General features: G+C 69.4%; 19 protein-coding genes. 5 read left to right on the top strand and 14 right to left on the bottom strand.

From position 1 onward, the window contains the following. The 7 genes from ACZ60T_RS04725 to ACZ60T_RS04695 all read right to left on the bottom strand — a co-directional run bounded on the left by ACZ60T_RS04725 (position 1) and on the right by ACZ60T_RS04695 (position 5,686). Positions 1-801, bottom strand: a complete 801-nt coding sequence (locus ACZ60T_RS04725) for a CIS tube protein (RefSeq protein WP_365629316.1) — start codon at positions 799-801, stop codon at positions 1-3. 3 nt (positions 802-804) lie between these two features. Continuing rightward, complete coding sequence (locus ACZ60T_RS04720) at positions 805-1,236, bottom strand: phage tail protein (RefSeq protein WP_365629313.1); 432 nt, start codon at positions 1,234-1,236, stop codon at positions 805-807. A 25-nt stretch (positions 1,237-1,261) separates the two neighbouring features. Next, positions 1,262-3,028, bottom strand: a complete 1,767-nt coding sequence (locus tag ACZ60T_RS04715) for a hypothetical protein (RefSeq protein WP_469664399.1) — start codon at positions 3,026-3,028, stop codon at positions 1,262-1,264. A 5-nt stretch (positions 3,029-3,033) separates the two neighbouring features. Beyond that, positions 3,034-3,177 carry a DUF6760 family protein gene (locus ACZ60T_RS04710; protein WP_469664397.1) on the bottom strand — a complete coding sequence of 48 codons (144 nt, stop codon included), beginning with the start codon at positions 3,175-3,177 and terminating at the stop codon, positions 3,034-3,036. Beyond that, on the bottom strand, positions 3,174-3,614 hold the full coding sequence (locus ACZ60T_RS04705) for a hypothetical protein (protein ID WP_469664396.1): 441 nt from the start codon (positions 3,612-3,614) through the stop codon (positions 3,174-3,176). Before ACZ60T_RS04705 ends, ACZ60T_RS04710 begins: the two co-directional genes overlap by 4 nt. Beyond that, complete coding sequence (locus ACZ60T_RS04700; protein ID WP_252424216.1) at positions 3,614-4,057, bottom strand: phage tail protein; 444 nt, start codon at positions 4,055-4,057, stop codon at positions 3,614-3,616. The genes ACZ60T_RS04705 and ACZ60T_RS04700 overlap by 1 nt, the downstream gene beginning before the upstream one ends. A 63-nt stretch (positions 4,058-4,120) precedes the next feature. Further along, positions 4,121-5,686 (bottom strand): phage tail sheath family protein, encoded by a 1,566-nt coding sequence (locus ACZ60T_RS04695; RefSeq protein ID WP_469664394.1) that lies wholly within the window; start codon positions 5,684-5,686, stop codon positions 4,121-4,123. Positions 5,687-5,980: 294 nt separating this feature from the next. Between ACZ60T_RS04695 and ACZ60T_RS04690 the strand changes: the two genes are divergently transcribed. Continuing rightward, positions 5,981-9,643, top strand: coding sequence for a phage tail protein (locus ACZ60T_RS04690; RefSeq protein ID WP_469664392.1), 3,663 nt, complete (start codon positions 5,981-5,983; stop codon positions 9,641-9,643). After that, a complete protein-coding gene (locus tag ACZ60T_RS04685) occupies positions 9,640-10,230 on the top strand; it encodes a hypothetical protein (RefSeq protein ID WP_469664390.1) in 591 nt (196 codons plus the stop codon). The genes ACZ60T_RS04690 and ACZ60T_RS04685 overlap by 4 nt, the downstream gene beginning before the upstream one ends. A gap of 49 nt (positions 10,231-10,279) precedes the next feature. Here ACZ60T_RS04685 and ACZ60T_RS04680 read toward each other — a convergent pair whose 3' ends face one another. From ACZ60T_RS04680 to ACZ60T_RS04665, 4 genes are all read right to left on the bottom strand, one after another. Beyond that, on the bottom strand, positions 10,280-12,454 hold the full coding sequence (locus ACZ60T_RS04680) for an ATP-binding protein (RefSeq protein ID WP_469664388.1): 2,175 nt from the start codon (positions 12,452-12,454) through the stop codon (positions 10,280-10,282). After that, a complete protein-coding gene (locus ACZ60T_RS04675; protein ID WP_469664386.1) occupies positions 12,451-13,230 on the bottom strand; it encodes a Pvc16 family protein in 780 nt (259 codons plus the stop codon). The genes ACZ60T_RS04680 and ACZ60T_RS04675 overlap by 4 nt, the downstream gene beginning before the upstream one ends. 6 nt (positions 13,231-13,236) lie before the next feature. Continuing rightward, complete coding sequence (locus ACZ60T_RS04670) at positions 13,237-15,546, bottom strand: VWA domain-containing protein (protein ID WP_469664384.1); 2,310 nt, start codon at positions 15,544-15,546, stop codon at positions 13,237-13,239. Between the two features lie 324 nt (positions 15,547-15,870). Next, positions 15,871-16,440 carry a helix-turn-helix transcriptional regulator gene (locus ACZ60T_RS04665; protein ID WP_365629284.1) on the bottom strand — a complete coding sequence of 190 codons (570 nt, stop codon included), beginning with the start codon at positions 16,438-16,440 and terminating at the stop codon, positions 15,871-15,873. Between the two features lie 361 nt (positions 16,441-16,801). Here ACZ60T_RS04665 and ACZ60T_RS04660 point away from each other — a divergent pair, with 361 nt between their 5' ends. Beyond that, positions 16,802-18,172: a COG1470 family protein gene (locus tag ACZ60T_RS04660; RefSeq protein WP_469664382.1), complete on the top strand. Its 1,371-nt coding sequence runs from the start codon at positions 16,802-16,804 to the stop codon at positions 18,170-18,172. Between the two features lie 48 nt (positions 18,173-18,220). Here ACZ60T_RS04660 and ACZ60T_RS04655 read toward each other — a convergent pair whose 3' ends face one another. Both ACZ60T_RS04655 and gndA read right to left on the bottom strand, forming a co-directional pair. Next, a complete protein-coding gene (locus ACZ60T_RS04655; RefSeq protein WP_469664380.1) occupies positions 18,221-19,039 on the bottom strand; it encodes an eCIS core domain-containing protein in 819 nt (272 codons plus the stop codon). Between the two features lie 654 nt (positions 19,040-19,693). Next, positions 19,694-21,133, bottom strand: a complete 1,440-nt coding sequence (gene gndA / locus ACZ60T_RS04650) for an NADP-dependent phosphogluconate dehydrogenase (protein ID WP_469664378.1) — start codon at positions 21,131-21,133, stop codon at positions 19,694-19,696. Positions 21,134-21,405: 272 nt separating this feature from the next. On the opposite strand from gndA, the gene ACZ60T_RS04645 reads away from it, so the two are divergent. Further along, positions 21,406-22,668 (top strand): transglycosylase family protein, encoded by a 1,263-nt coding sequence (locus ACZ60T_RS04645; RefSeq protein ID WP_365629272.1) that lies wholly within the window; start codon positions 21,406-21,408, stop codon positions 22,666-22,668. On the opposite strand, the gene ACZ60T_RS04640 is transcribed toward ACZ60T_RS04645, so the two are convergent. Then, the gene (locus ACZ60T_RS04640) at positions 22,638-23,735 is read right to left on the bottom strand and encodes a DMT family transporter (protein ID WP_469664376.1); all 1,098 of its coding nucleotides are present in this window, start codon (positions 23,733-23,735) and stop codon (positions 22,638-22,640) included. The two genes, ACZ60T_RS04645 and ACZ60T_RS04640, sit on opposite strands and share 31 nt — an antisense overlap. Positions 23,736-24,021: 286 nt before the next feature. Here ACZ60T_RS04640 and ACZ60T_RS04635 point away from each other — a divergent pair, with 286 nt between their 5' ends. Next, positions 24,022-26,349, top strand: coding sequence for a GH92 family glycosyl hydrolase (locus ACZ60T_RS04635; protein ID WP_469664374.1), 2,328 nt, complete (start codon positions 24,022-24,024; stop codon positions 26,347-26,349). The last annotated feature ends 9 nt before the right edge of the window (positions 26,350-26,358 follow it).

Here is a 26,358-nt window from a genome sequence, read left to right as displayed (position 1 = left end):
TCACCGCCCCCCGTCGTGTCCATGGCCGTTGCCACCGCCACCGCCGTCGTGCCTGACCTCGTCCAACGCGGGAAGCAGCAGTTCCCGTCCCTCGGGCAGGCGCATCGGATCATCGATCCCGTTCGCCTCCGCGATCGTCCGCCAGGCCGCCGGATCGCCGTACTCACGCCAGGCCAACGACGCCAACGTGTCCCCGGCGCGCACCCGGTGCACCCGGCGCGCGTGCAACGCTCCCGACGTCGGGTTCTGCCCCGGCGTCTCCCCGGTGATCTCCTCCATCGTCACCTGGCACACCGCCCGGATCGGCACGCCCGAGGTGGTGAACAGGGTGTACTTCGCCTGGACTTGACTGACGTATCCGGGGAAGCCGGTGAGCCCGCCCCAGTGGAAGACCACCCACGGCGGCGACGCCCGCTGCCGCTGCCGTGTCTCACTCGTCGGCACACAGCACGTGAACAGCTTCTCCACCGCGGTCACCACGCTGGTGTCGTGTGTGTCGCTCGCGTCGAAGAACATCTCCACCGTGAGCTTGCTGGGCTGCGGCCCCTGGTACTCGGGCGGCCCCGCGCTCTTCGCCCCCTTGGCCGGAGTCCGCTGCCAGGCCGCCGACTTGGCCAGCGACAACTCCTTCGGGTTGAACTGGAAGTCGATCCGCCCGCACGCCGCGCCCGGCGTCAGCCCGCCACCCGGCGGCGGAGTACGCAGCTCCAGGTACGCGTGCTCCAACTTCGGCCGGGCGCCGCCCCCTTGGACGGCACCGCGCCCCGTGCCCGCCGCGCTGAACGCCACCGGTGAACTCACGGCTCAGCCCTCCATCACATAGCCGTGATGAGCGATCTCGATGGTCTCCGTCGCGACCTTGGGCGACTCCGGGTTGAACGACGGCCCTGACCACCGCACCGGCACCACCTCCAGCAGCCCCCACTGCGCCACCTTGCGCCCGTCACCGGTACGCGCCTCGATGTGTGCCGTCCTGCGCTTGATCCCGGTGGTCATGCTCGCGAACCACTTGGCCACCTTCTCGGTGTCCCGGGTCAGCGGCCTGGACAGCTTGATGTTCGGGTACTTCAGCCGGGTGGGCAACTGCCACAGATGCCCGTTGTTGCCGCCCTCCTCGCGCTGTTCGAGCACCACCTCGCAGCCGAGGCCCTCACAGGTGTTGAACGAGCCCAACTCGATGCCGTCCACGGTGACGACGAAGCACACGCTGACCGCCGGTTCATCGGTCACGGACATGCCGTACCCCCTCTCTCCGCACGCGTCAGTGCCGGGTGTCGATCAGATGACCCGCCCGCTCCCGGTCCAGCCGCAGCTCCGCCTTGAGCAGTCGGCTGAGCGGCGCGAACAGGGCGCGGACCAGCTCGTCGTCCACCTTGGGCGGGTGGCTTCCGGAGGCACCGGACGCCGGGGCCGGTGCCGACCCGTCGGCGGCGGAGGGGGCGGGGTCGGGCTCCTCCGGGACGGGCTCGGGGGACGGACTCGGCGGTTCGGGCGGGTCGGGCGGCTCGGGAGGGTCCGGGGGAGGCGGGTCGGAAGCAGCCGCGTCACGCTGGACGACCCTGGACGACGGGGCGAAGGGGAGTCGCTGGACGGGCGGGGGGAGTGGCATCGGGGTCGGCGACGGACCGTACGACGGCACGGGGCGCACGGTCGCCGGGGGCGATACGGGTGGCACAGGTGATACGGGAGCTGTCGACGGTGGGCCCGGTGGGCCGAACACCACCGAGCCGTCGGCCATGCGCTGGGCCACCCCGGCGGCGACGGCGACCGTACCGGCGTCCGGCCTCGCGCGGGACGTGGAGGTGAGAGGGCCGGGTGCCCGTGTGGGGACCGGTGGGGGAGTGGCCGGTGCGGGAGCGGGCGGCGAGGTGACGGCACGCTGGGCGGACGGCACCGGGGTACGGTCCTCCGCGGCTGGAGTCGTCGTTGAGGATGCGGCTGGGCCGTCATCGGACGGGGACGACCACCGAAGCGGTACGACACGCGGTTCGGCCGTAGCCTCTGGCGTGCTCCCCGAGGGCTCCGCCCTGGAGAAGAGCGGCACCGACCGCTGCGCTAGGAGCGGCATCAACGGCCCTGCCGCCGGGGCCGGTTCTGCCGCGATCGGCGTTCCGGCGGCGGTGGCCCGCTGGATCGGCACGGGCGGGGCGGCGACCCCGGGCTGTGGCTTCGGCTCGGGTACCGGGCCGGTGTCCCCGGTACGTACGACGAGCGGATCGTCGGCGAGCAGTGGCCGGGACGGCGCTTCCGCGGGCGGTACGGGCTCGGGCGCGTCCGGCGGCAGGGGGCCACCGCTGCTCGCGGCGGGCGTCCGCTGGGCGGTGGGCGGCAGCGCGGTCAACGGCTCCCCCAGACCGAAGCCGTGCGGACGTACGGTCTCCGTGGCCCGCTGGAGCGGCGGCGCGGCGGACGATGAAGGCGCGGCCGGGAGAGGAGGTGCGGCCGCCGGAAGTGCGTCCGTAGGCGTACCGGGCCCCGGACCTTCGACCGGCACCCGCTCCAACTGGCGCAGGGGCATGTCCGCAGGCGGGGCCGAAATCAGCGGAGCGGCCGTCGTCTCCGGGACGTCACGTGCGTCGTCACGTACGACATCGGGTACGGCGGGCTGACCGCTGAACTCCCCAGCATCCACGGCCCGTTGCAACGGAACGACCGAAAGCGGCGCCCCGCCGCTCGCCTGCCGCCCACGCACTGCCCCCGTACTCTCCGGGCCCACCTCACGGCTCACCGTCGGCACCCCGGGCGACGCGCTCGGGGCCACGAGCCCATGGCCCAGGCCCGACGGTGCCTGCGGGCTCACCAGATGGCCGAGCGGGGTGAAGAACGACGCGTCCTGCCAAGTGCCCAGAGAACCCTGGAACTTCGCCGGATCGGTCACCAGATCGGGGGCGCCCACCGTACGTTGCAACGGCGGCACGTCCCGCCAACCAGCCGCGCGCACGGGCGGGTCGGTCGCCTCCGACGTGCTCTGCGCACCGTCATCGCGCCCGCGTCCGTGCCCGCCGGTGAACCAGGACAGCCATCCCATCGGCGTCACCGCTCGTTCAGCCGGGCGATGTACTGCACATACCGCAGCCGGTCCGGGTGTTCGAGGTCGAGGATCTGGTCGAGGGACCAGTGGAAGTGGTAGGCGAGGTACGCGACTTCCTCATGGATGCGGTCGGTCGCGTACGTCATGATTCCCCCAGGCGACCACCACCGGACAGATCCACCGCGAAGTTCTCCTGGCACGACGGGCAGGTGACCGCGGCGCGGGTGTGCCCCTCGGCGTTGATCCGACGGTAGAAGTCCTGGAGGAAGGCGAGGTCGGAGGCGAACAGGTCCTCGACAACGCCGGGGTGGACGTCCTCGATCGCACCGAGGCGCACGATCACCCGCGAGATCAACACCACGGACAGATAGGCGGAGTTCTCCCGGACCCGGTCGTCCCGCAGTGGCACCAGTTCGTCGCGGGCGGTCGCCAGCCGCATGACCCCGCTGCGGTGCACCGTCCCCGAGTCGTCCACGTATCCGCGCGGCAACTCGAAGGGGAACTCGGTGCGCAGCGTGTCTACCGACCCGCCGTGGTCCGTGTCCGTGCCGGTCTGCGCGGACGCCGCGATCGCACGCCGCATCAGTCGAGTTCCACGCTTTCGTACGTGATCGACAGCTTCTCCGTCAGCACGGAGGTGTCCCCCGCCTTGAGGGTGCTGATCTCCAGCGACTTGGGCCATGCGTTGATCAGCTTGTAGCGCTTGATCGGGAGGCCCTCGTAGTCGTAGACGATGATCGAGCCGTTGCGGCGGGCGTTGACCATCTTCCCGAACCGGGAGTCCTTGATCCACCGTTCGAAGCTGTTGTCCTCGGTCAGACCACGGGTGACGGTGACCTCACCGGCCTTGGGGCGACCCGGCAGCTTCTTGATCGCGTACTTGCCGTCGGCCGTGTTCTGCTTCAACTCGATGACGTCCTGCTCCATCTTCAGACCGCTGACCTCGGTGATCTGCTTGATGAGGACGCTGTCGAACTCAAGGCCGAAGGAATGTCCCACGGAACTGTCGAGCTCGGGGAGCGGCATGCAAGCCTCCTACAATCCGTTCGTCGAATCCGTTCGCCGCAAGGGCTCTCGCGGCACTCACCGTCACTCGTCGACCCCGCCCGACCCGGCCGAGAGCTGCGCGAGCCGGAACACCACGAACTCCGCGGGCTTGACCGGTGCCACGCCGACCTCACAGATGACCTGACCCGCCTCGATGGACTCCGGAGGGTTGGTCTCGCGGTCGCACTTCACATAGAAGGCCTCGTCCGGAGTCAGCCCGAACAGGGCGCCCTTGCGCCACTCGTTGACCAGGAACGCCGAGATGGTGCGCCGGATACGGGCCCACAGCGCGTCGTCGTTGGGCTCGAAGACCACCCACTGGGTGCCCGCGAGGATCGACTCCTCCAGGTAGTTGAAGAGCCGTCGCACGTTGAGGTAGCGCCATGACGGGTCGTCAGCGAGCGTGCGCGCGCCCCATACCCGGATGCCGCGACCGGGGAACGCGCGGATGCAGTTGAGCCCGACCGGGTTGAGGAGGTCGTGCTCGCCCTTGGTGATCTGCGTCTGCAACCCGACCGCGCCGCGCAGCACTTCGTTCGCCGGCGCCTTGTGCACTCCGCGCGTCTCGTCGTTGCGCGCCCAGACGCCCGCGACATGCCCGCTCGGCGGTACGAAGGCGTCGCGGCCCACGGCCGGGTCGAACACCTTGATCCACGGGTAGTACAGCGTCGCGTACTTGGTGTCGAACCCGGTCGTCTCCTCGCGCCAGGACTTGATCTGACGGGGACTCAGGCCCGGCGGGGGATCGAGAATGGCGATCCGGTCGCCCATCGCCTCGCAGTGGGTGATCAGCCCGCGCTGCACCGAGATAACCGTCTCGAGGTCCAACGCCCCACGCTGGAAGGCGCTCATCAGGTCGGGCACGGCCACCATCGTGACCTCTTCGACGGCCTCCAGACCGCCGAATCCGGTGCGCCGGTCGGGGTCACCGACGTACGCATCCGTCGACAGGGTGGCGGGCACCGCGACGGCCCCCGCGTCCGACCCGGCCGCGGGCGCCGCGGCCAGCGTCACCGACTGCGCGTCGGGACGCGCGGGCGCGGCCCCCTTGCCGGACTCCTCCAGCCGGATGAGCTGGGAGCGGGCCCTGACCTGGGTGGCCACATTGTCCTTGCTGCGCTTGGTGGTCACGGACGGATACGTCTCGGCGACCACCCCGTCCCGCTTCACGACCAGCGAGAAGACGTCCTGGGGCGGATCCTCGCCCTCGGGGTCGGCGACCTCGACGGTGACCTGCCCGGTGACACCGGGCAGCATCTTGACGACGTACGGCCCGAGCTGCGCCGTAGGCCCCGCGGCAACTTCCGCCGCGGCTCCCGTACTTGCGTCGCTCTGATCCCCGGCCTCGCCGCCGATGCGGATGACGTAACAGATCCCGCCGCCGTTGGCGAAGTACCCGTAGACGGACGAGGCGAGATAGGTCCCCTCGACGAAGTCACCGAACACGGTGGTGAACTGCGTCCAGTTGGTGATCAGCGTCGGCTCGTTGAACGGGCCCTTCCGCGCGAAACCGATGAAGGCGGCGACGGAGGTCCCGACCCCCTCGATCGGCCGTGACCCGGATTCCACCTCTTCGACGTAGACGCCCGGGGACAGGTACGACGGCATGCCACTCTCCTTGACCCTTGACCGGGGACTTGATCCTTGATCGGGGAAACGAGAGCGATTGTTCCCGCGCGGCCGACCAGCGAAGAAGGGCTTTCGGTCGTACTGATGTACAGGACTCCGTGCCCGAAGGGCAGTTGCGGTCCCTTCCCTATCGGGCACCTCCGGCTGCCCTCACGGCTTCACGTCCGGTCGCGGGCGAGCCCGGGGTGGGCCCGGCACTCTGAGGAGCATGCTGCGGACGCCTCTGCCGCCACCGCTGCCACCTCGACGCCGCGAGGCCGAGCGGGTGGTGCGGTGAAGTCGTCCCAGGAGAAGGCACCGCAGAGGGCATCGCGCGACGCCTCGGCGAAGGCGGTGCAGAAGGCGCCGCAGCAGGGCGGGAGCACCTCGCCCGCGCGTGTCACGGAAGCCACCCCCGCGCCGTCGCGTATCCCCGTTCCTCCGCCTGCCGGGCGGCGGTTGAGCCTCCAGAGCCTGCGCCACCTCCAGGGCGCGGCCGGCAACGCGGCCGTCTCCCGGCTCGTGGCGCAGCGCTATACGGCCCCTGTGAGCCCGCTGCCGTCGCAGGCGCCCGGGATGCGCAGGGTCACCGCCGACATCGCTGCCAAGAAGCTGAAGTTGGCCCAGCACCATCCGGCGACCGCCGAGTCCCGTGCGGCCCAGGACGCGGCGAAGGCCCCGCCCGACGACAAGGAGGCACAGGGCAAGGCGGCCAACGCGGAGAAGATGAACGCGGCCAAGCCCGGGGAGTTCGACAAGGCCGCCTTCGTCACGGCGGTCAACGAGGCGATCGCCGCGCAAGCCCCCAAGAACCTTGACGAGGCGGACAAGTTCGCCGACTCCGGCAAGGCCGAGAAGGTCAAGGGCGCGGTCGACGGCAAGGTCACGGACGGCAAGGAGGCCTCGGCCAAGGACATCGAGACCACGACGAAGGCCGCTCCCGACACCTCCAAGGCCAAGGAGAAGCAGGTCACCCCGATGCGGCCGGACCAGCCTCCGGCGAATCCGGGTGCGCCGAGCGCCGCCGACGCGACGCCGCAGCAACAGCCGCCCCAGGTGACGGACTTCTCCGAAGGGCCGAAGAAGACCGACCACGAGATGGCGGAAGCCGACGTCACCGAAGAGCAGTTGACCAAGAGCAACGAGCCCGACTTCAAGGCCGCGTTGGGGGAGAAGCACAAGGCGGAACAGCACTCGGCGACCGCTCCCGCCCAGGCGCGGGCCGGGGAGAAGGCGCACCTGGCGAGCGCGAAGGCGGGGGCCGCCGTAGCCGGCGCTCAGGCGATGAACTCCCTGACGGCGACCCGCCATGCGGCGGGCAAGCAGGTGGACGGCGGCAAGGGCGAGGCCAAGTCGAAGGACGAGCAGAAGCGGGCGGAGGTCACCGGCAAGCTCCAGAAGGTCTTCGACGCCACCCAGAAGGACGTCGAGGGAATCCTGAAGGGCCTGGACGGCACGGTGGACAAGCAGTTCACCGAGGGGGAGAAGAAGGCCCGCGACGCGTTCAACACCGACCAGAAGCGTCGCATGAAGCAGTACAAGAGCAAGCGCTACGGCGGCTTCTTCGGTCCGGCCAAATGGGCCAAGGACAAGCTGCTGGGAATGCCGAAGGAAGCGAACGAACTCTTCCAGGAATCCCGGAAGCTGTACGTACGCCTCATGCAGGGTGTGATCTCGTCCATAGCCGACACGATCGGCACGGAACTGGGCAAGGCGAAGGCGCGTATCGCCAAGGGGCGTTCAGATCTGAAGACGGAGGTCGACAAGCTCCCCGCGGACCTGAAGAAGTACGGGCAGGAAGCGGCCAAGGACTTCGCGGGCAAGTTCGACGACCTCGAGTCGGAGGTCGACGACAAGTCAAAGCAACTCGTACAGACCCTGGCCCAGAAATACACCCAGGCCCTGCACGCGGTGGACGAGGAGATCAAGAAGCTCCAGGAGGCCAACAAGGGCCTGGTCCAGAAGGCGGTTGACGCGGTCAAGGATGTCATCAACACCATCAAGAGACTCAAGGACCTCCTGATGGGCATCCTGGCGAAGGCCGCAGCCGCGATCGCGAAGATCATCAAGGACCCCATCGGCTTCTTGGGCAAGCTGGTCCAGGCGGTGGGCGCGGGCCTTCACCAGTTCATGGCGAACATCGCCACGCACCTCGAATCGGGCCTGGTCTCCTGGCTGTTGGGCACGGCGGTGAAGGCGGGCATCGAGATCCCCTCCCGCTTCGACCTCAAGGGCATCATCCAGTTGATCGGCTCACTCCTGGGCCTGACCTGGGCGAACATCCGCGCCCGCATCACCCGCAAGGGCGTCCCCGACCAGGCGATGAACAAGGTCGAACAGTCCGTCCCCGTGGCCAAGGCCCTGGCGACGGAGGGCCCGGCGGGCGCGACGAAGGAGATCTCCGCCGAGGTAGGGGACCTGAAGTCCACGATCTTGTCCGACCTCAAGTCGTACTTGATCCCCACGGTCCTCATCGCGGGCGTCACTTGGATCCTCTCCCTCCTCAACCCTGCCTCGGCATTCGTCCGCGCCGTCAAGGGAATCATCGACATAGTCACGTTCATAGTGAACCAGGGCGCCCAGATAGTGCAGTTCGTCAACGCGGTCCTGGACGCGGTGGTGGCGATAGCCAACGGCGGCACAGCAGGCGTCCCGAAAATGATCGAAACAGCCCTGGCAGCAAGCCTCCCGCTACTGATCGGCTTCCTGGCCTCGATCCTGGGCATAGGCGGCCTGGCCAACAAGATCAAACAGGTCTTCCAGAGGGTGTCGCGCCCGGTCAACCGGGCCATAGACAAGATCGCGACCAAGCTCGCCCAACTCGGAAAGAAGGCCTGGAAGAAGTTCAAGGGCAAGTCCGACAGGAGAAGTGGGAGGGCGGGCAAGGGTGAGAAGGGGAGTGACAAGAGAAGCTTCTCTGAGAAGCAGAGAGATCTCGATGCCGGTCTCGATGCGGCCGATGCCCTGCTGCAACAGGGACTCACGCGCAAAGAGATCACTGCGAAGCTTCCAGCGATTCGCCGCAGGTATCGGCTGAAGGGTCTCAGTCTCGTTCATGACGGGCGGCGGGACAAGGACGAGCTAGTTCATGTCAGAGGCTCGGTAAACCCGTCCGGAGAGCGGGTGAAGCGGCCTATACCTGGACTCTACGAGAGTGTTGATCCGAACGAGAGTGGCCGTGATTCCTTCGTCTTCAAGGGTGATATGCAGCCGTCCCCGCCCAGGAATGACAAGACGGATATAAAGACGGAGATCCGTCTCATGGATGGCAAGAACGTGCGGGCAACCGGGCATGTGTGGAACGTCTTTGATCTCAAGGAGGACGGCATCACGATGAAGGAGCACTTCCTTGACGCTATACCGGCCAACAAGAGGTGGATCGAAGCTCCTGGCGTGCCTCTGAAGCCCGGCAGGGGAACGCCGCTCATCACCTATGTGAACCTCCGTCAGATGCGCAGATTCGAAGAGTATGCCGGAGCGCTCGCAGTGAAGGCGGTCAAGGCGGAACGCAGGCGTCAGGGGATGCCCGGGTCGCTGGAATCAGGGGAAGAGCGTACTCTGCGGGAGAGTAGAAAGCTCTATGGAACTGTCAAGAACGTCACTCTGGATAATGTGGAGAATATTCCTGCGATCCTCCAGCTTCACCAGCAGTTGAAGATTGAGCCGGGAGTTGACCTGAATCGGGCGATTCTGGCAACGCATTCGGTGTCCTATGTTGACACGATAATCATTCAGGCGGGAGGCCGTATACGGTCCGCGGAAGTGACGGGTGGCGAGTCGCGCACCATAGGTGAATTGATGAAGTTCTACGAGGATGCGGCGAGCAAGCGCCGAAAGGAAGAGGTGCGCGAATATCACCAACAGCTTCTCGAAACATACGGATTCACGCGCAGTGAAGTGGTGCTCATGAACTTCGATGTGAAGCTGGCCATCGAGCCCTTTGGCTCTCCAGCATGAGACCCGGCCGCGTCAATGCCGCGCCGAGCGAAGACGGGCCACTGATCGCGCTGGATTCTGACTGGCGTCGAACCGTGGACGTCGATGAAGCCGGACGCCCGGTAACGCTGCGACAGTTCGAGGAGGTCGACGAATTCGCGGAAGCGATGTCCAGCGGTGACCGCAAGATCAGAGTCCGGTACGTCGATGAACTGGATCGAGTACCAGAGACTCTCATCGTGTGTGAAGAGTGTGTGGCTGAGACACTCCTTGAGGAGTCGTCCTTGGATGCGCGGAACCTGTATAGACGCATCTTCCTGTTGAATGTTGAGCGTGGCCACAAGAATGCGAAGCGTATCGATTCGCTGGGAATGGCCGGTGCAATCATTGGCCTGCGCTACCGGGTATGGCGTACAGAGCGAGCAGATGACCCAGGCGGGGGTGTGTTCGGGCGTAGAGATGTAGCAGCAGGAATGGGTGCGAGTTGGGGAAGCTCGGGGATCTGGAATACGGAACGCTACTGTCTCTTCTGGCATTCCGACTATCCCACGCTTCCGTTGCTGCTTTCGCAGTATCTAGTGGCGTACGGAAGAAGACTGCTGAAGTAGATGCGCTGGTTCTGGTAAATACGCTGGTTCTACCGTCCGTGACCGGCCCTCAAACGCCCGTCAGGAGGGACATGTACGGCCCGAACTCCGACGCCAATGTCAGGCGGCCCAGCTTCTGGTACTCCCGTTGGACCGCGTGGATCAGGTCCGTCATCGTGACCGGGGTGCCGGACTCGGCAGCCAAGTAGGCTGCCGTCACTGCCACCGAGCGGATGTTGCCGCCCGCCAGTTCGAAGGAGTTCGCGCAGAAGTCCAGGTCCAGGTCCCCGGTGCGGGGGAGGACCGGGCCCAGGCAGCGGTCCCACAAGGCTCGGCGCTGGATGGCATCAGGCACGGGGAAGTCGATGACCAGGTCCAGGCGACGGGTGAAGGCGTCGTCCAGGTTGGCGCGGAGGTTGGTGGCGAGGATCGCCAGGCCGTCGAAGGTCTCCATCCGCTGGAGGAGATACGCGCTCTCGACGTTCGCGTACCGGTCGTGCGCGTCCTTCACCTCCGACCGCTTGCCGAAGATCGCATCCGCCTCGTCGAAGAGCAGCACACCGTTGATGCCGGCCGCCTCGGAGAAGATCCGCTCGAGGTTCTTCTCGGTCTCGCCCACGTACTTGTCGATGACCGTGGCCAGATCGACCGTATAGAGGTCCAACCCCAGGTCCGCGGCGATCACTTCAGCCGACATCGTCTTGCCCGTACCCGAGTCACCCGCGAACAGGGCGCTCACCCCCCTGCCCCGGCCGCCACCCGGCCGCATGCCCCACTCGCCCAGGACCCGGTCGCGATGCCGGGCGCGCGCGGTGAGTTCGCGGAGTTGGGTGAGCGTGTCCGGAGGGAGAACGAGGTCGGACCACGTCACCGCCGGTTCTATACGGCGCGCCAGGCGGTCGAGTCCCGCCGCGTTCTGTGCGCGGGCGCCCGCGCGTACGTGGTCCGGGTGAAGGGTGCCGCCATCCAACATCGCGGCCTGGGAGGCACCTTGGGCCGCCCGTACGATCTGGTCCGGGGCCAGCAGGAAGGGGGACAGGAGGTGGGTCAGGTCCAGATCCGGGTTCAGGGCCGGGTCCCGATCCAGAGCCTGGTCCTGGGCCTGGGGGATGGGTGTGGGGTACGCCCTCGTCCAGAGCGCGGCCCGTGTCGTCGGTTCCACACGGGGGGCGTGCAGGAGCAGCGGCGGGCGGGACGACCACGCCGCGTCCCACGGCACCCTGCCCACCAGGACCACGGGGACGGGAACATCCGTCACCAGGCGGATGATCTCCGCCTTGTCTGGCTCCCGCGTCAGCGCGTCGAGCGGTGCGCACACCAATCCCGAGGCGGTGAGCCGGGCTTCGCGCGCGAGAACGCGTACGGCCTCGGCGGGGTGCGGGTCATGGGTCAGGCGGTCGAGGTCGACGCCGAGGACACCCTGGCTCGCGCGGGCCAAGGCAGACGCGGCGAGCGTCGTCCCCGCGCCGCCCTGTTCCTCACGGAGGTAGGCGAGCGGGACCCCGGCCGCGAGGGCGCGGGCGAGAGGGGTGGGGTCGCCGACATCAGCGATGTCCTGTCCGGGCGTCAGCAGGTCCACGATGCGGGGATCGGGGGTGTCGTCGCCGAGGAGGTGGGCGGTGACCCGGTCGGGGACGCGAAGCGCGCGGGCGAGGAAGGGGCGGTCCTGCTCCTCCACCAGCAGAAGGCCCCCGGAGCGCAGCGGTGCCTGCGGCGACAGCCGTGCCCTGGCTGTTGCGTCGGCCGCGGACAGGCCGCACAGGCCGAGCGCGAGGCCGGTCGTGGGGCGGCGGCGGGTGACGTCGTCGTTCAAGTAGCCGTAGAACTGCTCGAATCGGTCGTCCAGATCCGGGAGCAGCGCGATCAGCAGGATCTCGATGTCCAGTGCAGCGAGGTCGAAGTCACAAATCAGCGTGCGGAGTTGGATCGTATGGCCCGCCGCTTCCGCCTCGTCCGCGCGTGACTCCGCTTCTTCCTTGAAGGCCGCGTCCGATTCGTCGGGAGCGGTGTGAGCGAAGGAACGAGGACCGGAGTCCAAGAGGCGCTGGATCGTCTCGTCGCTCAAGTACAGCCCGCGGAACGCGTCGTCCGGGGCCGGGTCCGTGAGCTGCCGGGCGTGGACCGCACGTCGTACCCGCTGTTCGACGAGGATCGCCCGGTCGAGGAGGTGGCGCAGACCAGGAGAGAAGGCGTTCGGTTCCGGGGAGGAGGAGGGTGCGGAAGGAACGTCCGAGGGATACGTCATTCCGCAGACTCCGCAGACTCCGCAGACTCCGCAGAACCCGTAGCCTCCGGAGGCTCAGGACGCTCCGAGTGCCCGGGGGGCTCCGGGTTCTCCTCCGCCACACGCGACGCGATCCCGCCCCGACGCGCCCCGTACACCGGCAGATTGGCGCCGCCGGGCATCCGCTGAGTGGGGCGGTCCGCGGGCGACGACCGGTCCGGGGGCATCTCGCCGAAGCCGAGCTGGATCCCCTCGTCGTCGACGCGCGGGCCCGCCGGATAGACCGGCGACTCGGTGACCGGCACGCTCACCACCAGGTCGAGCGACGGCTTGAGTTCGCCGCCGAGCGCGCTCCACACGTCGGCGAACGACCGGTCCTCGGGCGGCGGCAGCGCGACCGTCATGGGCACGGAGACGCCGATCTCCCCCAACGTGCCGGTGAGTTGCTCGGCGGGCAGCGCCTCGTACCGCAGCAGGCACGCCAAGAGCGAGGAGAGCAGGCGGTGTTCGTCCTCGGGGCGCTTGGTCCAGGCGGTGATGAGATACGACAGCTTGAAGTAGCGGGGCGGGCGGCGCCGGGCCACGATGCCGCCCTGCTCGTCGTACTCGTTGAGCAGACCGCGTTCGCGACGCCGCATGTCCTCACGGATGTCGTACAAGTACAGGTTGACGGTAGGGGCGTTGACCTTCGCGGCCCAGTCGCGGGTCGGCGCGTCGAAGACCACCGTCACCTGGCCGCCCGCCAGGGCATCCGTCCGGAACATCGTGCGCAGCGCGTCATCGACCTCGTGGATCACGCGCCGTCACCTCTGACCGGCGAAGTCGGGCGGCTGAAGGCTGCGTTGCACGATCAGCACCGGCTTCGTCAGCCGTTTCAGGCCCTGCACGTCGGCACGGAGCGTACGCGGCCCGAGCTGGTCCTTGCGCAGCACCAGCACCTGCGCCTCGAAGGTGCCGTCCCCGCCGACCCGTACGGTCGACTGTGCCGCCGTGATGCCAGGCCGCCAACTGAGCGTCACCGCACGTCCGGGCGGGAAGTCCTTGCCGCGCGCCAGCACCACATCGCCAGGCCTGGCCACCTGCGGTGTGACGGTCAACTTCGGTTGCAGAACGCGGATACGGGCCGTGGCGGTGTTGTTCGCGGGACGCGGGTCACGGGGCGAGCCGGTGACCGAGGCGCGTACCTCGCCGCTCACCGCGCTGTCGTACACGGCGCTTTGGGTGACGGTGACGCGACCACCGGGAGCGATGGTGCAGGGTGTCGCCCGCGTGCAGTTCGACAGGGCGGACAGCGTGCGCTTGCCCGTGCTCTTGCCGCGCGGCCAACTGCTCGTGAGAACCACGTGCTTGGCCGTCTTCGGGCCCGCGTTGGTGAGGGTGAAGCCCACCTGTGTCGTCAGGCCGGTGTAGTTGGGCACGGGGGACGCGGTCGCGGTGACGGCGAGGTCCGCCTCGTTGGGTATGGGGGGTGGGGCGACCGTGAACGTGGCCGTGTCCGTGCCCGTGTTGCCGGACGCGTCGGTGGCGGTGCACGTGACCTTGGTGGTGCCGACGGGGAAGCGGGAGCCGGAAGCCGGGTCACAGGTGACCGGCAGTGTGCCGTCGACCGCGTCCTTGGCGGTGGCGGTGAAGTCGATGACGGTGCCGTTGCCATCGGTGGCTTCGACGGTGCGATCGTCGATCGTGACGACGGGGGCGGCCATGTCCTTGACGGTGATGGTGATGCGCTGCTGATAGCTCCCGGGGGCGGGGGCATCGGCAACTCCCGCGTCATCACGGCCGCCGCCGACGGTCACACCCCCGATGGCACGGGCGCTCCGGTCGCCGTTCTGCGAACCATCACCGCCGTCGACCGGACCGCCGAGGTCCCCGCTGTTGGATCCACCCCTCACTCCACCGATGAGCCCCCCGCCACGGATACCGTCCCTGCCACCGAGCACCCCACCACCGAGTCCACCGACAAGCCCCCGGTCATGCCTACCGATGCCCGCAGCCGATCCGTCGTCGCCGCTGTCGGGTACCCCCAAGGCGCCGTCGCCCGCATCCGCCGCGCCCCTCTCCCCCCGGAACTCCCGGCCGGGCGTCACATCGACCGGTGTCTCCCCGCTCGGCGGCTTGCCGTCCAGCAGGAACTGGACCGTGCAGCTCAGCGCCATGCCCTGCGGGGCGTCGTCCGCCACCTTGATCGTCTCGGTGAAGGCGGCGGTCTCTCCGCTCGTCAGCCGTCGGCTCGGCGGGTTCAGGGTGACGGAGAGGGCGGGATCGCAACTGACCGTCTCATGGCCGACGTCGGTGGGCAGATTGGTGAGTCCCCGGGCGACGGTGTCCGCGACCTGGTCCGCGTCGATGTTCTGGAAGAGCTTGCCGCCGGTGGCCTCGACAACCTTGGTCGCCTGGTCGGGGTCGTGGGTCGGTTCCCGGTTCTGCGCGGGGCCGTTGCCGTTGTCCCCGTTGCCGTTCAGCCCGTCGCCGAGGTCGGTCGTCACGTCGACACCGATCACCCGTACCCCCGCGTCCTTCAGGACGTCGATGGCGTCGGTGAGGCTGTGGTCCATGCTGGGATCGTGGCTCGAGGCGTCGCCGACGAGCACCACGACGGGGCTCGCGCCCTCCCGGAAGACGGTCTGCCCGCCGGCCCCGTTGCCGATCTGCCACAGGGCGTTGATCCAGTCCTCCGCGGGCCCCGGACTGTACTCACCGCGGTCGGCGGTGAGACCGTCGACGCCCTTCTGTACGGCGTCCAGATCGTCCGTGAGCCCCTGGAGCACCGTGAACACCCGGTCCCCGTCGATCTTGTCCCCGTACGTCGCCACGGCGAAGCGGGAGTCGGGCTGTTCCTGGCGCACCCGGTCGGTGATCCTGCTCAGGTTGGCCTGGACGTTGTCGATGGTGGGCTGCATGCTGCCCGTGCCGTCGACCAGCAGGACGACGTCGGGTCGGGGCGGCACCACGGGGGTGCGGACCCGCTTGTCCACCGTGAGCGAGCCGCCCGGGGCGAGCGCCTCGTCCACCACGGCGGGGGTCACCGGCGACTGCGGAGCGGCGACCGGTACGCCCACGGCGGCCCCCGTGACGGCGCCGCCGATCACCAGGAGCAGTACGGTGACCAGCACGCCGATACGGGACCTGTGAGAACGCGTGCCACCGTCAGATGGGTGAGAGCGCCGAAATCCCCGTACAGAACGTATCGAATGCACTGAACGCACTGAACGCACTGAACACCCCACTCAGGACTCACGACCGGCCTCATCGGTCCGCTTCGGACTCTCACGATCGGCACGCTTGGTCTCCCACCCTCGCCGATGACCGACGCGCGGTGCAGCGGGGACGAGCCAGTCCTTCGGGAAGGACCGACTGCCCTATGAGGCAGGGGCCGAACTACGCGCGCGTGGACCAGAACTACGCGCGCGTGGACCAGAACTACGCGCGCGCGGACCTCATATCAACCCCTGCCGCAAGGCATATGCCACCGCATGCGAGCGATTACGCAGATTGAGTCGCGACATCACGGCATGCAGCACGTTTTTGATCGTCCGCTCCGAGTAAGAGAGCTTCACGGCGATATCGGATGTGTCGTACCCCTCGGCCACCAGCCGCAGGACCTCGATCTCGCGAGGCGAGAGGCCGGTGAAGCTGAGTCCGTGCGGCGCGAGTACCTGTCCCTGGAGCCGCCCGACCTGTTTGAGCAGGCTGCCCAGCAGGTCGGGCGGCACCCGGCCCTCGCCCTTCGCCACGGAGCCGATCACCTGTACCAGGCGTTCCGGCGTCGCTTCGGAGCGTCGGACGATGCCGACGAAGCCGCATTCGGCGGCGTTCACCAGTTGTTGTTCGTCGATGTGGGTGGTGACCAGTACCCCCCGCGCGGTACTGGTCCGATGGATGTGGCGCAACACGCGTAGCGCGTCGTCATCGAGGACATCGAGGACGACGACCACCACCTGTGGTGTGTCCCCCTCGTCCCATTCGATGACCTTGACTTCGGGTCGCGCACGGAGCTGGCTGGACACTCCGGCCTGGGATACGGGGTCCTGGGCGCGAAGCGCCACCGTGACCCGTTCTGTGTTCGTCTGTAACACCGCCGCTCTCTCTCTTCGGGTGACCGAGGAAGATCGAGGAATACCGAGGAAGACCAAGGAGAACCGAGGAAGACCACGGAAGGCCGAGGGAGAGCGCCGAGGAGAGATGAAGAGAACGTGGGGAGAGCGTCATCACGTTTCGTTCACTTGGGTCCCCCTTTGCCAACCGGCCACACTAATACCCCTGTTTCCCCAAGGGAATTGTTCGTGTCACCCAGGGCATCGTCATTGCCCGAAAGTGTTCCTGTGTGGCCGGTCCTGATGGGTCGCGGCCGACCGTACGGTGCGCGGCATGAGTGTTTCGGCGAGCCTGGACGAGTCTTCCGTAACCGTCGAGCCGGGCGGCGAGGCGGATCTTGCGGTGCGGGTGCTCAACTCGGGGACCATCGTTGAGGAGTGCCGGTTCGAGGTGGTCGGGCCGTGTGCCGACTGGGCCACGGTGGAACCGGAGAGCCTCTCGCTCTACCCGGGCGCGACCGGCAACGCCACCGTCAGGCTGCGCCCACCGCGCAACTCCCTTACGAAGCCCGGGGAAACACCGCTCGGGCTGCGTGTGGTGCCGACAACTGACGGCAGCGAGGCGGTGGTTCTGGAACGCAGCGTGACCGTACGCCCGTTCACCGAGGTCACCTCGGACCTCGTACCGCCCGGTTCGCACGGCGCGTGGCGTGGGCGCCACAAGGTGGCCGTGGACAGCAGGGGCAACACGCCCGTCACGATCGCGTTGAGCGCGCGGGGCGCGACCGAACGTTCACGGCTCGCCTTCGAACCCGCCGAGCTGGAGATCCCGCCCGGCCAGGCCAAGTTCGCGACCTTGAGCGTGCGTCCCGCCAAGCGGCTGTGGCGCGGCACCCCGATCACGCACTCCTTCCAGGTGGCGGTCACACCCCGGGTGCCGGAGGGGCAGGACCCGTACGAGCCGGTGGTCCTGGACGGCGCCTACGAGCAGCAGGCCATCCTGCCGCGTTGGCTTCCCCGCGCCCTCGTCGCGGCGGTGCTCGTGGCGGGGGCCCTGGTCGGGCTCTGGTACGCGGTGCTGCGGCCCACCGTGCGCTCGGCGGCCCGTGAGGCGGTCACCCCGGAGGTCGTCGAGTCCGCGGCGCAGCAGGGGAAGGCCACGCCGAACGGCGGTGGCCGCAACGGACAGGACCAGGGGCAGGACCAGGGCCGAGGACAGGGTCAGGGGAACACCGGCGACGGCGGGAGGGGAGGAACGGCCGACCCCGGCGGCGCGTCGCCGTCCCCGGGCGCGGCCGGGAACGCCAAGCCCGGTGAGCCGGGCGGACCCGCGGCGCCGGAGAGCGCCCGGGTGCAGGTCAAGGACGCGGTCGGCGGCGGCGACACCCGGCGGACGGCGTACACGGTCCCGAGCGGCAAGACCTTCGAGCTGACAGACATCGTCGTGCAGAACCCGCAGGGTGACGCGGGCACCCTGGTGGTCTCCACCGGAGACGGGCAACTGCTCAACCTGGCGCTGGAGAACTTCCGTGACTCCGACTACCACTTCGTGACGCCCATCCAGGTACGGGCGGGCGGCCGGATCACCCTCGCCGTGAGCTGCCGACAGGTGGGCAAGCCGGTCAAAGCACCGGCGCCGTCGCAGTGTTCGGAGTCGCTGTTCCTCGGCGGCAAGATCTCGGCGAACGCGGAGACGGGCCGCTGAGCGACGAACGCTCGGGAGACCAGGAGGAGTTCGCGATCGAGGGCCTCGTCAGGCCTCGGGCGCGGACTCCTCTTCCTCGTCCTCCTTGCCCGCGCCTTCCGCCGCCCGCTGTACGAACGACCCCTGCACATCAGCCGGTTCCTCGTCCTCGTCGGCGGCCTGGCGCTGCACGGGCGCGGCGGTCGGAGCGGGCGACGGGGCGGCCTGAGGCGACTCCGTGACGGGCGTCGAGGGCGAGTCCACGGGCGCGGGCGCGGCCAGTACCCGCTCGGCGTTGGCCGACGCCTCCTGCTCGAAGCGGTCCGACGGATCGCTCACCCGGATCCCACCCGGCGCCTCCGTCCCGTCGACCGGGCCGCTGCGCTGCTGGATGACATGGGTCAGCTCATGGGCGAGCGTGGTACGGCCCTGGTGGGAGGCGGGGTCGTAACTGTCCCGTTGGAAGACGATGTTGTCGCCGACCGTGTAGGCGTGCGCGCCGACCTCCTTCGCCGACTCGTGCGCCGCCGATCCGGTGTGCACGCGTACGGAGGAGAAGTCGGCGCCGAGCCGTCCCTCCATGTCCGCGCGGGTGTCCGTGTCCAGCGGCTGACCTCCGCCGGACGAGACCACGTCGTGGACGCCGGACCGCTCCTCGCGCCGCTCCGGCTCCGGGTCGGCCTCCCGCTGGAGCGCGGCGCCCACAGCCGCGTTGCCGACCGTCCGCTGGAGGGCGCTCATCCCGGAGCGGCCGATCACCTCCGTACGCCCGGTGGCCGCGGCCTTCAGCAGATGCGGAAGCTCCGCCGACGCCGGATCGGAGGTCTCCCGGGCCGCCTTCGCGGGCGCCTCGTGCTCGTGTTCCTGATCGTGGTCGTATGCGCGCATGTGCCGCTCCCCGAGGAATGCCGGATGTCCGCCTCGACCATCAAGCCTCGCGGGCGGCGCCGCTTCCCGTCCAGGCCCGCCCGCGTCGGGGAGGGGCACCGCGACTTGCCCCTTCGGGCAGCACCCGCTCGCGTCGCCGCACAGCCGGGGAGCACCCTGGAACCACTACGCCGGGGGAGCACCCCGGAATCACCACGCGGCGCCCTGGCGGGCGAGTGTCGGCGCGGCGGCAGGGTACCCGTGGGGCAAGGCCAGGGCCACCACGATGACTGGCTGGAGGACACGATGACGCAGCCGTTCCCCGATCCCGCCCAGCCGGGACCACCCCCCGGACCTGGACCGACCCCGGGCCCCGAGCCGACGCCCGAGCCGGAGCCGACTCCTGAACCGGGTCCCGCGCCCCCACCGCCCCCGCCGGGGCCCCCACCAGGACCCGGCCCCGACCAACCGCAGCCGGTCCCGGAACCGGGCCCGCAACCGCGCCCGACCCCCGAGCCGCCCCCGTCCCCGATTCCTCGGCCACCGGGCCCGGACCCCGTGCCGGAGCCCGAACCGGGGCCGCCGGTGAAGTGAGGGTGGCCCGGCGCACCGGGCCACCCTCATCGGCCGGATACGTCCTCCAGGCCCTCTACGCCTCTGCGCCGGATACGTCCGCTACGCCTCGACCTCCGAACGATCCCCGCCCCACAGCGTGTGATACGACCCCGCGCGGTCCGTCCGCCGGTACGTGTGCGCCCCGAAGAAGTCCCGCTGCCCCTGGGTGAGCGCGGCGGGCAGCCGCTCGGCGCGCAGGGCGTCGTAGTACGCGAGCGCCGCGGCGAAACCGGGTGCCGGGACGCCCTGGCGGGTCGCGGCGACAAGGACCTCGCGCCAGTCGTCCTGCGCGTCCGCGATCTCCTGCGCGAACGTCTTGTCCGACAGCAGGCTCGGCAGGTCCGCCCGAGCGTCGTAGGCGGCGCGGATACGGTCCAGGAAGGCCGCGCGGATGATGCAGCCACCGCGCCAGATCGACGCCACCTCGCCGAGGTCGATGTGCCAGCCGTACTCCTCGCTGCCCGCGGCGATCTCATGGAAGCCCTGGGTGTAGGACACGATCTTCGAGGCGTACAGCGCCTGTTCCACGCGGTCCGCGAAGGCCGCCGCCTCCGCCTCGCCCATCGGCGCGGGCCGCGGCCCGGCGAGGCCGCGCGAGGCCTCGCGCAGCGCCGTGTGCCCGGACAGCGAGCGGGCGAAGACGGCCTCCGCGATACCCGACACCGGCACCCCGAGATCGAGCGCGATCTGCACGGTCCAGCGGCCGGTGCCCTTCTGCTCCGCCTGGTCCAGGACCACGTCCACGAACGGCTTGCCCGTCGCCGCGTCGACATGGGAGAGCACCTCGGCGGTGATCTCGATCAGATACGAGTCCAGGCGGCCGGTGTTCCACGTGCGGAAGATCTCCGCGATCTGCGCGGGGGTACGTCCGGCGACATCGCGCAGCAACTGGTAGGCCTCGCCGATCAGTTGCATGTCGGCGTACTCGATGCCGTTGTGGACCATCTTCACGAAGTGACCGGCGCCGTCGGGACCGACATGGGTCACGCACGGCGCGCCGTCCTTCGCCTTCGCGGAGATCTTCTCCAGCATCGGGCCGAGGGAGGCGTAGGACTCGGTCGAGCCGCCCGGCATGATGCTCGGGCCGTGCAGCGCGCCTTCCTCGCCGCCGGAGACGCCGGCGCCCACGAAGTGGATGCCCCGCTCGCGCAGCTCCCTCTCCCGGCGGCGGGTGTCCGCGAAGTGCGCGTTGCCGCCGTCGATGATCATGTCGCCCGGCTCCAGGAGGTGGGCGAACTCCTGGATCACGGCGTCGGTCGGTGCGCCCGCCTTCACCATGATCATCAGACGTCGGGGCCGCTCCAGCGCCGCCACGAAGTCCTCCGCGCTCTCGGTCGGCACGAAGTCGCCCTCGTGTCCGAATTCCTTGATGAGATCGTGGGTCCGGGACGCGGTCCGGTTGTGCAGCGCGACCGTGTAGCCGTTGCGCGCGAAGTTGCGGGCGAGGTTGCGGCCCATGACCGCGAGCCCCGAGACACCGATCTGGGCTGACGTGCTCATTACGGCTGGCTCCTAGAGATCGTGGATCGAGCAGTGACGGTTGTGCCCGTCAGTATGGTCCGGTGACCAGCGTGACGTGCCGGTATCGCCCCCGCATTCGGGAGGTCCGCGCGTGTCGGGGCGGCCCGCGCCCGCGCCCGCCGCTTCCCGACGGCGTCAACCACGGCTGGATACCGGCCGGTTGACGCGCGAGAGAGGCCGACCGGCGTCTTGTCACAGCCGCGCCGCACCGCTAGCTTTTGCCCCTTCTGACACATGTCGAGGGGGTCTCGATGGCCGCAAGCGGCCGGCACCGCCGGTACCAGCCGACCAGGATCAACCGCGCCTCGCTGAGTGTGACGGTGGGCAGCGCGGGCGTGGTGATCCCGCTCATCGGCGCCGGCATCGCACACGCGGCCGACGCGGACACCTGGAACAAGGTCGCCGCCTGCGAGTCCAGCCACAACTGGAACACCAACACCGGCAACGGCTACTACGGCGGGCTCCAGTTCACCCAGTCCACCTGGGCGGCCTACGGCGGAACGGCGTACGCCCAACGCGCGGATCTGGCCACCAGGGACCAGCAGATCACCGTGGCCGAGAAGGTCCTCAAGGGACAGGGCCCCCGGGCCTGGCCCGTGTGCTCGACCCGCGCGGGACTCGGCCTGAGCGGGAAGACACACACTGCCGCGGCGCCCGCACCCGAGAAGCGGAACTCCTCCCCGCACACCGTCCAGCCCGTCAAACGCTCCGTGCGTGACGTCACACCGCAGACCACACCGCAGTCACAGGCGGGCACGGCCGAGATGTACACGGTCGTCCGCGGTGACACGCTCTCGGGTATCGCCGACGACCAGCGGGTCAGGGGTGGTTGGCAGCGGCTGTACTCCGCCAACCGCGAGGCGATCGGCACGGACCCGGACCTGATCCTGCCGGGCCAGCGGCTCCATCTGCACGACAGGACCACGGGACACCCCGGGACATCGACGCCCACGCCGAAGCAGAAGTCCCCCGCGCCGAAGCCGAAGTCCCCTGCCAAGCCCCACAAGCCGACCGAGCCCACCCACAAGTCCCCGGCCAAGCCCCACAAGTCGGCGCCCAAACCCCACAAGTCCACGCCGCAGAAGCGGACTTCGGAGCGGGTCACCACTCACACCCGGGTCGCCCCGGTGAACGCCGGAACGGGCACGCAGTACCACGCCACGGGTTCCTCCTGGTCGAAGGGCTACCACACCGGCGTCGACTTCCCCGTGCCCACCGGCACTTCCGTGAAGGCGGTGGCGGCCGGGCATGTGGTCAGCGCCGGGTGGGGCGGTTCCTTCGGCTATCAGGTGGTCATCCGGCACGCCGACGGCCACTACACGCAGTACGCCCATCTCTCGGCGATCTCCGTGAAGACCGGGCAGAGCGTGGCGGCCGGTCAGCGCATCGCCCGCTCTGGCTCCACGGGCAACAGCACCGGCCCGCACCTGCACTTCGAAGTGCGTACGGGCCCCGGCTTCGGCAGCGACATCGACCCGCTCGCCTATCTCCGGGCAGGCGGCGCCGGGGTCTGACGCCCCCGGACGAGGACGCGGCGCGCACCGGCCCTGACCCGTGACCGACGCCGCTCCAGCGTCGGCACCGGCACCAACAGGCCGCCGTGGACAGGGCGGTACGGCAACGGCGGCCGGGCGCGGTGACCGACCCCGCCGCTGCCCTGCAAAGGAACGCGTACCGGTGCCGGAGGCTGCTCGGCGGGCTCGGTGACCGCGGACTCCGCGAGGGGCCCGGCCGCCACCACCGTCCGCCGCTCGCCGCTGATCCGCTCCGTGGTCAGCAGGATCAGCCCGCCCGCGGCGACGACACCGCTGCCCAGCGCGAGCGCCGTGCCCGTGGTCCCGTAGCGGAACGTCTCCTCGAACATGACGATGCCCACCGCTGCCGCCACCACCGGGTTCATGACGGTCAGCGTGGCCAGCGGCGCCGCGAGGCCCGCGCCGCGGTAGGAAGCCTGCGACAGCAGCATGCCGGCCGTCGCGAGGACGCCTATCACCGCCAGGCTGGGCAGTTCGTCGAGCGAGACCCCGCTCGTCCAGTCCACCGCGACCGTCTTCGTGAACACCGACGACATCCCGAACGCGACACCGGACGCCACCGCCAGCAGCACACTGCGCACCACCGGATGCCGGTGCGCGGCGCGGGCCGCGGCCATCAGTGTCACGATGCCGCCGACCGTGACCAGGGCCAGCAGCACCCGCTGGGCGTCGTTCAGCGACCGGGCGTCGGCCGCGACGACCAGGGAGAGCAGGCCCGCGAGACCGACCGTCGCCATGACGGCGCCCCGCCAGGCGGTCGCCCCGGCCCGGCGGCCCACGAACAGGGCCGCCATCGGCAGCGCGAACACGATGGTGAGCGCGCCCAGCGGCTGGACCAGGCTCAACGGACCGTAGGCGAGCGCCACCACATGCAGCAGCGCGCCGAGACCGTTCAACAGCACGGCGGTCCACCAGCCGAGCCGGCGCAGCGGAGCGAAGCGCTGCCCCACCGAGGACGCGGCCACCCGCTCCTGCACGATCGCTCCGCCCGCGTAGGCGACGGCGGAGACGAGCGACAGAAGCATGGACAACGCGAGGGCGCTCATGAGCGGCTCCCCGGTGTGAGGCGGCACGGCAGGCGGTCGTATTCCATACCCCACACGATGCCGTGCGCCGCCGTCCCCGTCGTCGTACCTGAGGCCGCATTGGGTCGTACTACCGATGGAGTACTACGGGACGACCTCCTGGCCCGAAGGGGTACGGGTCCGGCCCGGAAGAGGAACGGACCGCGCCCGCGACGCGTCGGCGCCCAACTCCTCGGGTTGCGCGGAAAGCTGACGGATCGCCAGCACCATGAGGGCAACGATGTCGATCTTCCGGAGGTCTTCCGAGATGAGATGGACCCGGTGCCTGCGCCTCGCCGTCGCGGGCACGGTGGCCGCCGCGGCGCTGTTCCCGCTGCCGGCGGCCCACGCCGAGCCGACCGACGGCAGCCTCACCGACCTGGTCAACCCATTCATCGGCACCCAGCGCGAAGGCAACACCTTCCCGGGCGCCACCGTGCCCTTCGGCATGGTGCAGTTCTCACCGGACACCGGGCACAGAACCGGCTACGACTACGGTCAGCACACGATCCGCGGCTTCTCCCTGGTCCATCTCTCCGGCGTCGGCTGCCCCATCGGCGGCGACCTGCCCGTGCTGCCCACGACGGGTGACGTCACCGAGACCGACTACACCAAGTACGCGGCCGGGTTCAGCCACGCGCACGAGCAGGCGAGCCCCGGCTTCTACCGGGTCGGCCTCGACTCCGGCATCGAGGCCCAACTGACCGCCACCGAACGGGCGGGCGTGCAGCGCTACACGTTCCCGGCCACCGACAAGGCCAACGTCCTGCTCAACACCGGACAGTCCCTGCACAGGAACGTCTCGTCCACGGTCGAGATCCTCGACGACCACACCGTACGCACCAAGATCACCGGCAGTGGCTTCTGCCGCTCCACCCGCCCCTACACGGTGTACACGCTCACCCGCTTCGACCGCCCGTTCACCGCGCACGGCACCTGGTACCAGGACTCGATCACCCGGGGCGCGACCAGATCGTCGGGACCCGGACCCAACGGCGCCTACGTCACGTTCGACACGACGAGCGACCGTACGGTCGAGGCGACCACCGCGCTGTCGTACGTCGACGCACGCGGCGCCGAGGTCAACCTCGCTGCCACGCAAGGGCGTTCGTTCGACCAGGTACGGCAGGCCGCTCGCCGCGCCTGGGAGGACCGGCTGGGCGACGTGAGAGTCCAGGGCGGCGGCGACACCCTGCGCACCACCTTCTACTCGTCCCTGTACCGGTCCTTCCTCGCGCCGAACATCGGCAGCGACGCCGACGGCCGCTACCGGGGCTGGGACCAGAAGACCCACCGGGCGCGGGGGTTCACGTACTACCAGAACTGGTCGCTGTGGGACACCTACCGCACCCAGGCCCAACTCCTGTCCCTGCTCGCGCCGCACGAGTCACGTGACATGGCGCTCTCGCTGCTCAAGGTCGACGAGGAGGGCGGCTGGCTGCCCAAGTGGGGCTACGGTCCGGTCGAGACGAACATCATGAGCGGCGACCCGGTCACCCCGTTCCTCACCAACGCCTACCAGCAGGGGCTGCTCACGGGGTACGAGGAGCGGGTCTACCGCGCGCTCAGGAAGAACGCCGACGGCGTGCCGCCCGCCGACACCATGTACACCGGCCGGGAGTCCAACCGCGAGTACCTCGCGCACGGCTTCGCCCCCTACGTCAAGGGCCGCCCGTACGCCAAGCCCGGTGACTCCGACTACCACCACGGCGGTTCGGTGACGCTGGAGTACGCGCTGTCCGACGCGATGCTCGCGCAGATGGCGCGCGAGCTGGGCCATACCGCGGACGCGGCGCGCTATGCCGCCCGGTCGCGCAACTACCGCAACGTCTTCGACCGCTCGACCGGCTTCGTCCGCGCCCGGGACACCTCCGGCGCCTTCGCCGGACCGGCCGACCCGGCCCGCAGCGAGGGCTTCCACGAGGGCACGGCCTGGCAGTACCAGTGGCTGGTGCCGCAGGATCTGCGCGACATGATCGGCCTGATCGGCGGCGAGCAGGCGGCCGACGCCCGCCTCGACGCCTTCTTCGCCTACGACCGGCTCCTGAAGGACCCGGCGAGGACCGCGCGCGAGGTGTGGGTGAACGGGCCGTACGCCTACTACAACGCCGACAAGTACAACCCGCAGAACGAGCCCGACCTGATCGCGCCGTACGCGTATCTGTGGACCGGGAAGCCGTGGAAGACGACCGACGTGGTGCACGCGGCGCTGACGCTCTTCACGGACGGGCCCACCGGTATGACCGGCAACGACGACGTCGGAACGATGTCCGCGTGGAACGTGTTGTCGTCCATCGGCATCTTCCCCATTCAGCCCGGCTACCCGAGCTGGGGCCTGACGACGCCCGTCTTCGACCGCGTCGACCTGGCCCTGGACCGCGCCTACTACCCGCGCGGGAAGCTGACCGTCACCGCGCCCGGCGCCTCCGACGGCAACCGGTACATCCAGGGGGTGCGGGTCGGCGGAGCGGCCTATGACCGCACGTACGTCACGACCGACGTGCTCCGCCGTCCGGGTGTGCTGGAGTTCACGGTCGGCGCGCGGCCGTCCGGGTGGGGTACGGGACCCGATGCCGCGCCACCTGCGCTGAAGTGACCCCGTGCC

The sequence above is a fragment of the Streptomyces sp. NPDC104371 genome (assembly GCF_055583785.1).
The sequence above is the reverse complement of the archived record's forward strand: the minus strand, read 5'-3'. Positions and strand labels throughout refer to the sequence as shown.

Bases quoted from the DNA above. Each gene is read 5' to 3' on its own strand.
- ACZ60T_RS04720 (WP_365629313.1), bottom strand. From the start codon at position 1,236: ATGTCCGTGACCGATGAACCGGCGGTCAGCGTGTGCTTCGTCGTCACC.
- ACZ60T_RS04715 (WP_469664399.1), bottom strand. From the start codon at position 3,028: ATGGGATGGCTGTCCTGGTTCACCGGCGGGCACGGACGCGGGCGCGAT.
- ACZ60T_RS04710 (WP_469664397.1), bottom strand. From the start codon at position 3,177: ATGACGTACGCGACCGACCGCATCCATGAGGAAGTCGCGTACCTCGCC.
- ACZ60T_RS04705 (WP_469664396.1), bottom strand. From the start codon at position 3,614: ATGCGGCGTGCGATCGCGGCGTCCGCGCAGACCGGCACGGACACGGAC.
- ACZ60T_RS04700 (WP_252424216.1), bottom strand. From the start codon at position 4,057: ATGCCGCTCCCCGAGCTCGACAGTTCCGTGGGACATTCCTTCGGCCTT.
- ACZ60T_RS04695 (WP_469664394.1), bottom strand. From the start codon at position 5,686: ATGCCGTCGTACCTGTCCCCGGGCGTCTACGTCGAAGAGGTGGAATCC.
- ACZ60T_RS04685 (WP_469664390.1), top strand. From the start codon at position 9,640: ATGAGACCCGGCCGCGTCAATGCCGCGCCGAGCGAAGACGGGCCACTG.
- ACZ60T_RS04680 (WP_469664388.1), bottom strand. From the start codon at position 12,454: ATGACGTATCCCTCGGACGTTCCTTCCGCACCCTCCTCCTCCCCGGAA.
- ACZ60T_RS04660 (WP_469664382.1), top strand. From the start codon at position 16,802: ATGAGTGTTTCGGCGAGCCTGGACGAGTCTTCCGTAACCGTCGAGCCG.
- ACZ60T_RS04655 (WP_469664380.1), bottom strand. From the start codon at position 19,039: ATGCGCGCATACGACCACGATCAGGAACACGAGCACGAGGCGCCCGCG.
- gndA (WP_469664378.1), bottom strand. From the start codon at position 21,133: ATGAGCACGTCAGCCCAGATCGGTGTCTCGGGGCTCGCGGTCATGGGC.
- ACZ60T_RS04645 (WP_365629272.1), top strand. From the start codon at position 21,406: ATGGCCGCAAGCGGCCGGCACCGCCGGTACCAGCCGACCAGGATCAAC.
- ACZ60T_RS04640 (WP_469664376.1), bottom strand. From the start codon at position 23,735: ATGAGCGCCCTCGCGTTGTCCATGCTTCTGTCGCTCGTCTCCGCCGTC.
- ACZ60T_RS04635 (WP_469664374.1), top strand. From the start codon at position 24,022: ATGAGATGGACCCGGTGCCTGCGCCTCGCCGTCGCGGGCACGGTGGCC.